10 protein-coding genes are annotated in these 13,088 nt (G+C 43.9%); 9 read left to right on the top strand and 1 reads right to left on the bottom strand.

All coding sequences use genetic code 11. The features are described from left to right. Positions 1-60 precede the first annotated feature (60 nt). The 9 genes from FKQ60_RS07560 to FKQ60_RS07600 all read left to right on the top strand — a co-directional run bounded on the left by FKQ60_RS07560 (position 61) and on the right by FKQ60_RS07600 (position 12,089). On the top strand, positions 61-1,554 hold the full coding sequence (locus tag FKQ60_RS07560; RefSeq protein WP_154171087.1) for a sugar ABC transporter ATP-binding protein: 1,494 nt from the start codon (positions 61-63) through the stop codon (positions 1,552-1,554). Next, positions 1,547-2,545 (top strand): ABC transporter permease, encoded by a 999-nt coding sequence (locus tag FKQ60_RS07565; protein ID WP_170906263.1) that lies wholly within the window; start codon positions 1,547-1,549, stop codon positions 2,543-2,545. The genes FKQ60_RS07560 and FKQ60_RS07565 overlap by 8 nt, the downstream gene beginning before the upstream one ends. Next, entirely contained in the window at positions 2,545-3,504 is a 960-nt protein-coding gene (locus tag FKQ60_RS07570; RefSeq protein ID WP_170906264.1) for an ABC transporter permease, read from the top strand. The genes FKQ60_RS07565 and FKQ60_RS07570 overlap by 1 nt, the downstream gene beginning before the upstream one ends. Before the next feature lie 11 nt (positions 3,505-3,515). Then, on the top strand, positions 3,516-5,150 hold the full coding sequence (locus tag FKQ60_RS07575) for an FGGY-family carbohydrate kinase (protein ID WP_154116156.1): 1,635 nt from the start codon (positions 3,516-3,518) through the stop codon (positions 5,148-5,150). 486 nt (positions 5,151-5,636) lie between these two features. Then, entirely contained in the window at positions 5,637-6,623 is a 987-nt protein-coding gene (iolG, locus tag FKQ60_RS07580; protein WP_170906265.1) for an inositol 2-dehydrogenase, read from the top strand. 94 nt (positions 6,624-6,717) lie between these two features. Then, complete coding sequence (locus FKQ60_RS07585; protein ID WP_040905021.1) at positions 6,718-8,424, top strand: solute:sodium symporter family transporter; 1,707 nt, start codon at positions 6,718-6,720, stop codon at positions 8,422-8,424. Positions 8,425-8,527: 103 nt separating this feature from the next. After that, complete coding sequence (locus FKQ60_RS07590; protein ID WP_004396391.1) at positions 8,528-10,387, top strand: DUF294 nucleotidyltransferase-like domain-containing protein; 1,860 nt, start codon at positions 8,528-8,530, stop codon at positions 10,385-10,387. Then, on the top strand, positions 10,384-11,097 hold the full coding sequence (locus tag FKQ60_RS07595; protein WP_004396390.1) for an exonuclease domain-containing protein: 714 nt from the start codon (positions 10,384-10,386) through the stop codon (positions 11,095-11,097). Before FKQ60_RS07590 ends, FKQ60_RS07595 begins: the two co-directional genes overlap by 4 nt. Before the next feature lie 155 nt (positions 11,098-11,252). After that, positions 11,253-12,089, top strand: coding sequence for a MurR/RpiR family transcriptional regulator (locus tag FKQ60_RS07600; RefSeq protein WP_004396389.1), 837 nt, complete (start codon positions 11,253-11,255; stop codon positions 12,087-12,089). 76 nt (positions 12,090-12,165) lie between these two features. On the opposite strand, the gene iolB is transcribed toward FKQ60_RS07600, so the two are convergent. Then, positions 12,166-12,990, bottom strand: a complete 825-nt coding sequence (gene iolB / locus FKQ60_RS07605; protein ID WP_170906266.1) for a 5-deoxy-glucuronate isomerase — start codon at positions 12,988-12,990, stop codon at positions 12,166-12,168. Between the last annotated feature and the right edge of the window lie 98 nt (positions 12,991-13,088).

A 13,088-nucleotide genomic window follows, 5' to 3' on the forward strand; every position in this document is an offset into this window, starting at 1 on the left:
ACGTTTTACCTCTACTTATTTGGGCGGTGCAACGCCGCCCTTTGACTTCTGGAAATTCTTATGTCAGGTACTCCTTTTATTACCCTTAAACATGTCTCAAAGCATTTTGGTTCAGTGAAAGCTCTAGATGACATTGATCTTACCTTTAATCAAGGTGAAGTGCATTGTTTAGCGGGCAAAAATGGCTGTGGTAAAAGTACGTTATTTAAAGTGATCTCCGGTGTTCATGCGCCAGAGAAAGGAGCAGAAATCATCCTTGGCGGTAAAAGTTATGCAAGGCTTACCCCACAACAGTCGATTGAATACGGCATCCAAGTGATTTATCAGGATTTGTCATTATTTCCCAACTTAACCGTTGCAGAGAATATTGCTATTCAAGATCACATTGAGTGGTCGAAAGGGTTGGTGCAAAAAAAACGAATTCGAGACATTGCACTCACCGCGATGGCCAAAGTCGGCGTGAAGTTGGCGTTAGACAAAAGGGTTGAACAGCTCTCTATTGCTGAATGTCAGCTTGTGGCAATTTGTCGTGCTATGGCATCGGATGCCAAATTAATGATCATGGATGAACCTACCGCATCGTTAACTCGCACGGAAGTTAACCATCTGATTAATGTGGTTGCCGATCTCAAATCTAAAGGCGTCACGGTCGTCTTTGTGAGCCATAAATTGGATGAAGTGATGGAAATTTCTGATCGAATTACCGTTATTCGTGATGGAAAAACGATTGGAACGTATCAAGCCTGTGATGTTGACAGTGACAAGTTGGCCTTTTTAATGACGGGGCAGCGCTTTGAATTTACTCCGCTGGCACCTTACCACGAGCAAGGTGAGATCAAACTGGAAGTCAAAGGCCTGACGAAAAAAGGGCAATTTAGTGACATTTCTTTCTCTGTTCGCGCGGGTGAAGTGGTTTCTATTACGGGATTACTGGGTGCTGGCCGAACGGAGTTATGTATGGCGTTATTTGGTATGACAAAACCAGATGGTGGTCAGATATTGATCAGCGGACAGCCGGTTTTCTTCGAATCCAACCGAGAGGCGATTGCTCATGGTATTGGGTATGTATCAGAAGATCGTATGTCGACTGGGCTGGTTATGGATCAAACCATTCAAGACAACATTACGGCCGCGGTATTGGATCGATTGCAAAAACCGTCGGGTTTTCTCGACCACATCAAAGCGAATAAGCTGGTGGAGCTTTTGATTTCATCACTCTCAATTAAAGTGGCTGACCCTCAATTACCAGTGACTAGCCTTTCTGGTGGTAATGCACAGCGCATTTCTATCGCAAAGTGGATAGCGGCAGAACCTGAGGTGCTGATCCTTGACTCTCCGACCGTTGGCGTTGATGTCGCCAATAAAGAGGCGATTTATGCCATCGCCAAAGATCTTGCCGCAAAAGGAATGGCCATCATCATGGTCAGTGATGAGATCCCTGAAGTGTTTTATAACAGTCACCGTGTGATTGTGATGAAAGAAGGACGTTTTACTCATGACTTCTACCCCGCTTACTCCACCGAACAAGAGATTATGGAGGCCGTCAATGGTTAATTCATTTCGCTGCTCTCTCACGCCGTTAACGAAACATCATGAATTTTATCTGTCGATGATGATTGTTCTCATTGTGGGAGTACTAACGGCGACCTCTGAAGATTTTCTGACCTTAGGTAACTTATTCGATATGTCCGTCAGCTCAGCCATTCTTGGCATCATGGCTTGTGGGTTATTTGTTGTTTTGATCGCTGGGGGAATTGATATCTCTTTTCCTGCTACGGCGGCGATAGCCCAGTATGTGATGGCGACTTACATTTTAGCTCTCGGTGGCAATTTTATGCTTGCTTTTGCTATTGCTACCGTAGTGGGGATTTTACTGGGAATGATCAATGCGATCCTTGTTTACAAGTTAAAAGTGCCCGCCATCATTATTACCATCTCCACCTTAAATGTTTTCTTTGGTTTGCTGATTTATGTCAGCAATGGTGAGTGGTTATACGGTTTTCCCGACTGGTTTATGGAGGGTATCGAGTTATTCACGTTCACAGGTAGTGATGGCTATGACTATGGTTTGTCACTTCCGATCTTGACGCTTATTGTGATGGTTCTTGCCACTTCTTTTTTAATGACGAAAACACGCCTAGGACGACAAATTTATGCCGTGGGTGGCAATGCTGATGCAGCAAGTCGGATTGGTATTAACCTTTTTGGTATTCATTTATTTGTCTATGGATATATGGGGGCACTGGCGGGCATCGCTTCAGTCGTGCAAACCCAAATCACCCAGTCGGTTGCACCAAATTCACTGATGGGGTTTGAGTTGACCGTGCTCGCTGCTGTCGTGCTGGGAGGAACCAGTATGACAGGAGGAAAGGGAACATTAATGGGAGTGATCCTTGGGGTTATCTTACTGGCAATTGTAAAAAATGGATTAACGATTTTAGGGGTTCCTTCTTATTGGCACACTGTTGTAACCGGCTTAATTATTGTGTGCAGCATTAGCATGACGGCGATCAACGAGAAAAAACAAGCGGCGCAGGGGGCATAATGGAAGTCATTCTCAATAAACTACAACTACCGACGGACAAAAATATTCGTTATTTGTTGGTGATATTAGTGGGTATTTTACTGGCCATGGGATTTTTGGCCGGTCCATCTTTCTTTTCGTTAAATAACCTACAGTCGATGTCTTCTCAAATGCCATTATTGGGTTTGCTCGCGCTGGCAATGGCAGTCTGTATGTTAACCGGAGGCATTAATTTATCCATTATTGCCACGACCAATGCCTGCGGTTTGATTATGGCGAGCATCATTACTCAAGCACCAGACAGTGCGGCGATGCTGGTGATTGCCTTGGCTGGAGGCGTGTCAACGGCGGTCATTATTGGGCTGTTTAATGGAGCGTTAATTGCTTATGTTGGTGTTTCTCCCATTTTGGCAACACTAGGAATGATGACATTGATCAACGGATTAAATGTACTCATTTCTGGGGGAAGCGTGATCTCTGGGTTCCCGAATACATTGTTGGTGCTGGGAAATGGGGTATTTTTCGGTATTCCCATGCCTCTTATTTTGTTTGCCGTCTTTGCGATCGGGCTTTGGGCTTTACTAGAGCATACCCGCTTAGGACGAACCATTTATTTAATGGGGTCGAATGAAAAAGCCACCCGTTTTTCAGGGATTAACACGAAAAAGGCCACCTTAGCGGTTTATGTCCTCTCATCCATATTATGTTGGGTGGCAGCATTGGTCATGATGGCAAAATTCAATTCTGCTAAAGCCGGATATGGCGAATCTTATTTACTGATTGCCATTCTAGCGTCGGTGTTAGGCGGTATTAACCCTGATGGCGGTTTTGGGAGAATTATTGGTATTGCGCTTGCCTTGATAGTGCTTCAAACATTAGAAAGCGGCCTTAACTTGCTGGGAGTGAGCAGCTATCTCACCATGGCTTTATGGGGCGGTATCCTGATTTTATTTATTTTCTTACAAAAGAATAAGGCTTAACGGTGAAATCTATGAGTATTTATTTTATCGGCGTTGATGTAGGCAGTGGTAGCGCACGAGCTGGGGTATTTGATGCCAATGGACATAAAGTAGGTGAAGCGAAACGCGATACGCTTATGTTTAAGCCACAAGCCGATTTTGTTGAACAATCGTCGGAAGATATTTGGCAGTCGGTGTGCTTGGCGGTGAAAGATGCGGTCTCTCAGGCCAATATCGACCCGATTCAAGTCAAAGGGATAGGGTTTGATGCAACCTGTTCTCTGGTGGTGTTGGACCCACATGGTCAACCTTTAACCGTGAGCCCAACGGGGCGTAGTGAACAGAACATTATCATGTGGATGGATCATCGAGCCATCGTTCAAGCCGATCGCATTAATAAAACGGAGCATCCTGTGCTGGCTTATGTGGGGAATCGGATTTCACCTGAGATGCAAACCCCAAAGTTACTCTGGCTAAAACAAAACATGCCGAATACTTGGTCAAAAGCGGGGTATTTTTTTGATTTACCGGATTTTTTAACTTGGAAAGCTACCTTTGATGATAGTCGTTCATTGTGTTCAACCGTCTGTAAGTGGACCTATCTGGGTCATGAAGGTCGATGGGATAAAAGCTTTTTCAAAGAAGTGGGTCTTGATGATTTACTCGACAGTAATGCGAAAGTGATTGGCGAACGTATTTTGCCAATGGGGCAACCAGTAGGAAATGGGTTAACCGCTCATGCGGCTTCAGATCTTGGTTTAGTGGTTGGAACGGCCGTTGCGACCTCCATTATTGATGCCCATGCGGGGGGAATTGGTGTTTTAGGTGCGGCAGGAATGACGGGGGATAAAGCGGATTTTAATAAGCGGTTAGCCTTAATTGGTGGCACTTCCTCTTGTCACATGGCCGTTTCAAAAACCGCTCGATTTATTGATGGGGTATGGGGAGCTTACTACAGCGCCATGATCCCGGGGTACTGGTTAAATGAAGGCGGTCAGTCTGCAACCGGAGCCTTAATTGATCATGTGATTACTTCTCATCCACTGTATGACAGTGTCAAGATACAAGCGGGTAAAGTAGGAAAAACGGTCTACCAGTTGTTAAATGATCGTTTGCTGAGTTTAGCGGGCAGCAAAGACAACATTGCCTTTCTGACCAAAGACATTCACGTACTGCCATATTTTCATGGCAATCGTTCACCGCGAGCTAATGCGCATCTCACGGGGACGGTTACTGGATTAAAAATGTCCCAAACCATGGATGATATGGCATTACTGTATTTGGCAACTATTCAGGGAATCGCTTTGGGAACTCGCCATATTATCGAAGTCATGAACCGCTCAGGCTACGAAATTGATACCATCATGGCTTGTGGGGGAGGTACCAAGAACAGTATTTTTCTGCAAGAACATGCGAACGCGACAGGATGTATTTTTTTGTTACCAGAAGAGAGTGAAGCTGTCATTCTTGGCTCCGCAATGTTAGGAGCCGTGGCCGCCGGGTTTTATAGTGACATTCCAGATGCCATGAATGCGATGAGTCGTATCAGTAAAAGTGTGACGCCACAGACCGAAAAAATTAAGCATTTCTATGATATGAAATACACTATTTTCCACAAAATGTATGAGGATGACATGGAATATAAACGGCTAATGACAGATTTCTAATCCATTCGCACTAGAAGCGTGAAGTGTCACCAATGAACGAAAGCCACAAAGAGAAGCGCGATCATATTGTGGCTTTTTTGTTCGAGATCGTTCGGAAATGCGCGCGGTTTTTAGTTGATATGAAATATTTATTTCATATCATTCCCTATTCTGTGAGGAGAGTAATAAAAAGCCTTTATATATCAATAATGTTTCTATTTTGTTGATCAATGTTCTTCAATTCCTCTCATATTATCCTTAATGAATACAGCCTCAAGGTTCATGGTGAGCAAAAATGTTGCGATACTCTCAATTCTCAAAAACAAAATAAAAATTTCATTTTAAATTATTGTGGAATTATTTTTTCGTTGCTATGGTGTGTTTGTCATTAACAAGAACTCATTGTTTCCATCCCGCTCATTAATGAAGTGAGAAAGCCAACACTCGTTATGCGGTAAAGCTTCAATGAAAAGATCATAAAAACATCCTGTAGAAGGAGAGTACCCTATGTATAACATTGCTTTGTTTGGCGCTGGTAGAATTGGACAAGTTCACGCCGTCAATATCGCTGAACATAAAGAAACCAACCTCTACTCTGTCATTGACCCTTATGGTGATGGTGCATCAAAACTGGCCGATAAATATGGCGCTAACATTCAAACCACAGAACAAGCTCTGGCTGATCCCAATGTCCATGGGGTGCTGATTGCCTCTGCGACGGATACCCATGCAGAGTTGATTGAACTGGCTGCACGAGCTGGGAAAGCTATTTTTTGTGAGAAACCTGTCCATTTAGATATTGAACGAGTCCGTGAATGTTTAGCCATTGTCAAAGAGCATCAGGTTCCTCTCTTTGTCGGATTTAATCGCCGTTATGATCCACAGTTTCGAAAAGTGCGTGAACAACTGAGTGCGGGTGTCATTGGTAAAGCGGAGTCACTGCTGATCACTTCCCGCGATCCATCGCCACCTCCTGCTCAATATGTCAAAGTTTCTGGTGGCATGTTCCGAGATATGACGATTCATGACTTTGATATGGCTCGTTTTATCATGGGAGAAGATCCTGTCTCTATTTATGCACAAGGCAGTAATCTTGTCGATCCTGAAATTGGTCAAGCGGGGGATATTGATACCGCATTCATCGTGATGAAATTCCCATCAGGGGCGATGGCGACGATTACCAATAGCCGTCGCTCTGGTTACGGTTACGATCAACGTATTGAACTGCATGGAGAAAAAGGTTTACTGTGCGCTAATAATATCCATGAAGATGTGGTGGAAGTTTGGGGCGAACAAGGCTGTCTGGCCGCAAAACCTGAACACTTCTTCTTACAGCGTTATGAAAAAGCATATCGCGCAGAATGGCAGCACTTTGTGGATGTGTTATCTGGCCGAGCGAAGCCTGAATGCAGTGGTTATGATGGTGAGCAAGCATTATTGCTCGCGGATAAAGCGTTGGAATCACTGCACTCAGGACGTGAAATTACACTGTAAATCGTCATTAGCCTTCGCTAATCAGGTTGGCTAATTTATCGCCCAGCATGGAGATATAAAGGTGCTGGGCGTAATAAAAGCTTTTGGAGGAACCATGCTCGCTTTTATTTCATTTATCGGTTTTACGCTGTTCGTTGCGGGATTTGCCTACTATAAAACTCACAACGCACACCTTACTGATTCAACAGAAGGATATTTTCTCGGCGGTCGGTCGTTAACTGGGGTTTATATTGGCGGATCCATGTTGCTGATGAACCTCTCTACAGAACACCTCGTCGGACTCAATGGCTTATCTTTTCGTACTGGTTTTATTGTCATGGCATGGGAAGTGATGGCAGCCATGACCATCGTTCTTTTTGCGATTTTCTTTCTACCGCGTTATCTAAAACTGGGTATTTCGACCATTCCTGAATACTTAGAAAAGCGGTTTGATAAACAAACGCTGACCATTACGTCGATTCTATTCTTAGCCATGTATGTCATTTCACTCCTACCTATTGTGCTTTATACCGGTGCGATCGCTTTGGAAAGTTTGTTCCAAGTATCCAATGTATTTAGTGTCGATAAAGATACCGCTTTATGGCTAATGGTTTGGGGTGTGGGTACGATAGGGGCCATTTATGCTGTTTTTGGTGGCATTAAAGCGATTGCAGTAGCCGATACTATCAATGGTGTTGGGTTAATTACTGGCGGCTTGATGGTCACGTTGTTCGCTCTGGCTTATGTGGGCAATGGTGATATTTGGGGCGGCTTAGTGGAAGTCTATCAAGCTCACCCAGAAAAATTTAACTCGATTGGTTCTGAAGATTCGATGGTGCCATTTTCGACCTTATTTACTGGGTTGATCGTCTCCAATATGTTCTTCTGGTGTACCAATCAGTCCATTGTACAAAAAGCCTTGGGGGCGAAGAACCTAGCAGAAGGACAAAAAGGAGTACTGCTTTGTGCTTTCTTTAAACTGATGATTCCAAGTATTATTATTTTACCCGGTATTATTGCCTTCCATGTTTTCAGTGGGCAGATGGATAACCCTGACCATGCTTATCCTAGCCTTGTACAATTGGTTCTACCGGAAATGTTGGTCGGTTTCTTCGCTGCAGTGGTAGTGGGCGCGGTATTCTCTACCTTTAGTGGCGGGTTAAACTCTTCGGTGACCCTATTTACCGTCAATATTTTCCAAAAATCGCTTAAACCTGATGCAACGGAAGCACAAACGGTGTCACTTGGGAAATGGCTAGGGCTAAGCTTAGCGTTAATCTCTATGATTGTGGCCCCCTTAGTTGCCAACGCACCAGATGGCCTGTTCTATCTTATCCAGCAGTTACAAGGTTTGTTTAACTCGCCGATTCTCAGTGTGGTACTGGTCGGGTTATTGACCAAACATGTTCCCGCCATTGCCGCTAAACTTGGGCTACTTTTTGGTGTGTCAGCCTATATTCTGTTTAACTTTGTTTTCCAAGTAGACATCCACTTCTTCCACCTTGTTGGGTTATTATTTGTTGCCAACGTTGTCTTTATGTTGACGGTTGGGTATTTCTATCCTCAGGAAGATCATGAAGATGTTTATACCGAACAAGTAGATATTACGCCTTGGTCTATGACACCTGCGGTGGCGGTATTGATTACGCTAGCTTCAGTCTCTATGTATGTTTTTTTAGCGCATAATGTGCCAACTTGGATCATGACTGGATACTATTTATTGGCTATGGGTTCACTGGGGTATGTCTTCTGGATCATTTTCCGTGAGTTAATGCGTAGTCCACGAGCCAAAATGATCAAAGCTCAGAAAGACGCTCAATAGTGACAAGTTTTTACCTTGCCGCTTACTAGAGTGAAATACGTATACCGCTCAATCTTTTCGCAAAAGGATTGAGCGATTTTCATTGATAGAAATAGGCTCTGCGATGGAACGTTCACTTTTACCTAATATTGTTAGTTATCTCTCTTCGGTTGATCCCTTTGAGCGATTAGGAACACAAGAGCAAGAAGCCCTAGCGGCGGCAGTGGATATTCTCTATTTAAAGCAAGGCAAACCGCTTGCTGGAGAGCATATTGTCGGGCAGGGATTGTACCTTGTGCGAACAGGCGCGGTAGAGCAATGCCACGCGGATGGAACCTTGCGGGCTCGACTCGCAGATGGTGATCTGTTCGGTTTTAGCCAGTTGTATCGTACGGGTGAGTGTGATTACCAGCTAGTGGCGTTAGAAAATACGTTACTGTATCGCATTCCGAAAAGGGTTCTGTTACAGCTCATGCAAGATAACCCCGCGGTTAGAAATCACTTCTCTTCCAAAGAATCGGTGCGTTTGGCTCATTCCAGTGTGAAATGGGCCGGTGAGGAAATGCTCTATTTAAAACGTGTCAAAGAGGTGATGAATCGTAGTGTGGCAAAAGTCCATACCGATACTCTGGTACAAGAAGCGGCACAAATTATGGTCAATAGTCACCGTTCCAGTGCGTTAGTGATGGATAATGATCAATTAGTCGGTGTGGTCACTGACAGAGATATGACCAAAAGAGTCATTGCGGCAGGGTTAACGTTAAATACGCCCATCAGTCAAATTATGACTCAACATCCTCAAACCATTCAGTCTGATGCTTTGTTGCTTGAAGCGATGGAAATGATGATGTTACACAATGTACGAAGCTTGCCAGTGTTGGAAGGGGAGCAGGTTGTCGGGGTATTAACCGCCACCAGTTTGACAGAAAAAAGCCATGTTCATGCGGTGTTTCTGATCAGCCGAATTTACCGGCAGGAGTCTTTGATTGAGCTAGTGAGTCTGGTTCCTCAACGACAAGCTGTATTTGATGCATTACTCTCTGCCAGTGTTGCCCCCACCATTATCCAGCAGATGATGACCTTGATCGCCGATGCCTTTAATAAACGGCTACTGCAATTGGCTGAGCGTGAATTTGGCCCACCTCCGATGGAATATGCTTGGTTTGCCGCCGGATCTCAGGCTCGCCAAGAGATGCATTTAAATTCCGATCAAGATAACGGCATCATATTGGCCAGAGAAGCCAACCATGATGAGCAAGCTTATTTTCACAAATTAGCACAGTTTGTTTGCCATGGGCTTGATGCCTGTGGTTATCCATTTTGCCCAGGAGAAATGATGGCGAATCAGGCTCGCTGGTGTGTCTCTTTAGAGCAATGGCAAAAAAACTTCAGGCAATGGGTGGTATTGCCTGAACCTCAGTCATTGCTCGATATCAGCGTATTTCTGGACATGCGTTTTTTATACGGAGCAAAACCTTTGGTTGAGGCACTTAACCAAACCTTGCTGACTTGTGTCCGAGGAAACCAGCGCTTTCTTTCTATTATGGTGGCAAACTCTTTGCGTGTTAGTCCGCCACTAGGCCTGTTTCGTCAATTTGTGTTAACCAAAGATGGGGATAATCGCCAAGTGCTTAATATTAAACAGCAAGCGGTGAATTTACTTATTGAGTTAGCGCGAATTTATGCCTTAAATGCAGGGTGTTTTGCACCGGAAACGCACAAAAGATTAGCGTGTGCGGCAAAACTTGGGGTGATCAGCCATGGCAGCAAGCAAGAGCTACAAGAAGCGTTGAACTTTATCAATCAAGTTCGCTTTCACCATCAAGGTGAACAAGTACAACACGGGCAACCCCTGAATAATCAGGTAGCGCCGGGTGAGTTGACGGCATTTGAACGTAGCCATCTTAAAGATGCATTTCGAATTATTGCTCGTTATCAAGAGGCGGCGAAACAACGGTATCATGCAGGAGGGCGCTTACGGTGATAAAGCATTGGTTTCGTCGTCAACACCCGCTCAGCAATAGTGATAAGTTACGATGTCATGCTTTGGCGCGATCTCGAATTCCGTCTCATGGCCTGCCACTTTTTAAGAAACCGTACCCTGATCCTAATACCCCGTTATCGCAGTTAAAGTGTGTGGTGTTAGACTTTGAAACCTCAGGGCTCAATCCAAGGCAAGATGAAATTTTATCGGTAGGGATGATCAACATTCATTACCCGGTGATGTCTCTTGCCACGGCTCAGCATTATTATGTTGAGTCTGAGCACTGTATTGAGGCAGAAACAGCGGTCGTTAACCATATCGTACCGGAAACATTGCTCGGAGGCATTTCACGTCATGAGCTGATTGAATGTTTGGTCGAAAGTTTAAGCGGGAAAGTGGTGATTGCTCATGGTGCTGAAATTGAGAAGCAGTTTTTACGTCAGTTGCTATCGCTAGAAGATTCACTCCCTTTACCCCTGATCTTTTTAGATACGATGCGATTAGAACGCTCGCTTATTAAGTATCGAGGGATAATGTATCCTGATTTACGATTGGCTCATATTCGAGAACAGAAAGGGTTGCCTCCTTATCTCGCGCATAATGCTTTTGCCGATGTAGTGGCTACTGGCGAGTTGTTTCTGGCGTTGGTCGAGGAAATTTGTGAAGATCAAACACCGTGTTTGGGACCTTTGGTATTGCGTTCATTATGATGAATGCATATTGCTGTCAGCTCTCTTGAAAAATGAACGCTACAAAATCGTGTTTGGTCTAAATTTTTTACTTTATTCGTATAAAAACAGAAAAAAAATTTCATTGTTGTTTTATTTTGAATAAGATTGTCTAAAAGAGATGATGGAGTGTTGGAATGTTATCGGCAACAACCTTAAGTGAATTAGAAGATCAAATCCGTACTCGTTATGGTGAACTCAGCAAAAGATTGCAACAAGTGGCTGCTTATGTTTTAGATAATAAAAACAGTGTCGCTTTTGAAACGGTTTCCGCCATTGCTGAGCAAGCGAATGTTCCACCGTCAACCTTGATCCGCTTTGCCAATGCGTTTGGTTACAGTGGCTTTAATGAAATGAAACAACTATTTCGCAGTAATTTATTAGAAGAGACGTCCAGTTATACGGATCGTGTTCGGTTATTGAAAGAAATGGAAGGGGATACCACGCCACCAGAACGCCCGATGGATATTCTACAAGAGTTTGCACGAGCAAATAGCAATGCTATGCATCAGTTAGCGGCGCAAACCCCGGTTGAATATTTGGATAGCGCGGTTGAGATTCTCGCTCAGGCAAAGAATATCTATGTGGTGGGTTTAGGTCGTTCATTTTCTGTTTCATCGTATCTTGTTTATGCATTGCGCCACTTAAACAAGCGTGCTTTCCTCATTGATGGATTGGGGGGCATGTTTAAAGAGCAGATGAGTACCATTGAAGAAAATGATGTATTGATTGTGATTAGCTTCTCACCCTATGCAAAAGAAACGACTGCAATCAGTGAATCATTAGTCGGTTCTGCGATTCAGCAAATTATCATTACCGATAGTCAAATTAGCCCATTAGCCTCATCGAGTGATGTCTGTTTTGTGGTGAAAGAAGCAAAGGTGGATGCATTTCGCTCTCAAGCCGCTTCCTTGTGTTTAGCTCAAACTCTTGCTGTATCGCTCGCTTTTCATGATTCTGCAAACAAAGAGTAAGTAGCGGATTTATCCTTAGCATAAAAAACGTCAGCAATCAGTGCTGACGTTTTTATATAACAATCAAAATACCCAACTAAGCATGTTTGGCCTTATAAACCGGACCATTGACCCATTCATGGTCTGGCTCCCAAGTGAAGCACCATTTTCTTGAAGGGCCAGCCATGACATTTAAGTAATAGTTATCGTAACCGGCAATGGTCGCTACAGGGTGATAACCTTTTGGTGCTTTGACCACATCTTTATCATAAACCGCCATCGATTCATCTAAAGATCGATCATCGGTATAAACACGCTGCAAGCAGAAACCTTGGCTAGGGTTAAGGCGATGGTAGTAAGTTTCTTCTAAATACGTTTCATGAGGTTCGTTAGATTGATCGTGCTTATGGCTTGGATAGGAACTAGTGCAACCTTCATCAGTAAAGACTTCCACGACCAATAAGCTATCTGCGGGTGCATCATCAGGTAATATGTTATGTACATAGCGTCGGTTATTACCTTGGCCTCGTGCTTCAGCTTGGATATCTTTTGGTGTAATTAACCGAGTGGCATAGGTTCCTTTACCCGGTGCTTTACAGACGGCCAATTCTAGTGGCGTTAATGCTTCAACCTCACAACCTTCCTGAGCGGAAACATAAACAGCGTATGGTTTTTTTCGTTCAAAAGGGTTCATCCGCTCGCCGATGTTTTCAAAAATCGCTGTTTCTGTTCTTATGCTTGCTTTGCCCGCGACCAGAACTAAGCAAAGTTCATTACTTGATGCAGGTAGAACCAGTTTTTGCCCTGTTTTCAATTCATAAACTTCAAATCCGACATATTCCCAGCCTGCATTCTCAGGGGTTATTTTTTGCGTACACCCTATTTTATCTGGCGCTTTATACTTTGATAATAGTGTAGACATGCGATGTTCCTCAGTGGTTAGCAAGCCCATTTCCCCAGCGTATTCACGTTATCTAGGTGTGGTTTGTTCTTCATGACTTGCTTCTGGTTGAAATGAGT

The sequence above is a fragment of the Vibrio sp. A11 genome, from assembly GCF_013048705.1.
Classification (GTDB): domain Bacteria; phylum Pseudomonadota; class Gammaproteobacteria; order Enterobacterales; family Vibrionaceae; genus Vibrio; species Vibrio metschnikovii.

Excerpts from the sequence above, each read along its gene's own strand:
- FKQ60_RS07565 (WP_170906263.1), top strand. The coding sequence starts at position 1,547 with ATGGTTAATTCATTTCGCTGCTCTCTCACGCCGTTAACGAAACATCAT.
- FKQ60_RS07590 (WP_004396391.1), top strand. The coding sequence starts at position 8,528 with ATGGAACGTTCACTTTTACCTAATATTGTTAGTTATCTCTCTTCGGTT.
- FKQ60_RS07570 (WP_170906264.1), top strand. The coding sequence starts at position 2,545 with ATGGAAGTCATTCTCAATAAACTACAACTACCGACGGACAAAAATATT.
- iolG (WP_170906265.1), top strand. The coding sequence starts at position 5,637 with ATGTATAACATTGCTTTGTTTGGCGCTGGTAGAATTGGACAAGTTCAC.
- FKQ60_RS07560 (WP_154171087.1), top strand. The coding sequence starts at position 61 with ATGTCAGGTACTCCTTTTATTACCCTTAAACATGTCTCAAAGCATTTT.
- FKQ60_RS07600 (WP_004396389.1), top strand. The coding sequence starts at position 11,253 with ATGTTATCGGCAACAACCTTAAGTGAATTAGAAGATCAAATCCGTACT.
- iolB (WP_170906266.1), bottom strand. The coding sequence starts at position 12,990 with ATGTCTACACTATTATCAAAGTATAAAGCGCCAGATAAAATAGGGTGT.
- FKQ60_RS07575 (WP_154116156.1), top strand. The coding sequence starts at position 3,516 with ATGAGTATTTATTTTATCGGCGTTGATGTAGGCAGTGGTAGCGCACGA.
- FKQ60_RS07585 (WP_040905021.1), top strand. The coding sequence starts at position 6,718 with ATGCTCGCTTTTATTTCATTTATCGGTTTTACGCTGTTCGTTGCGGGA.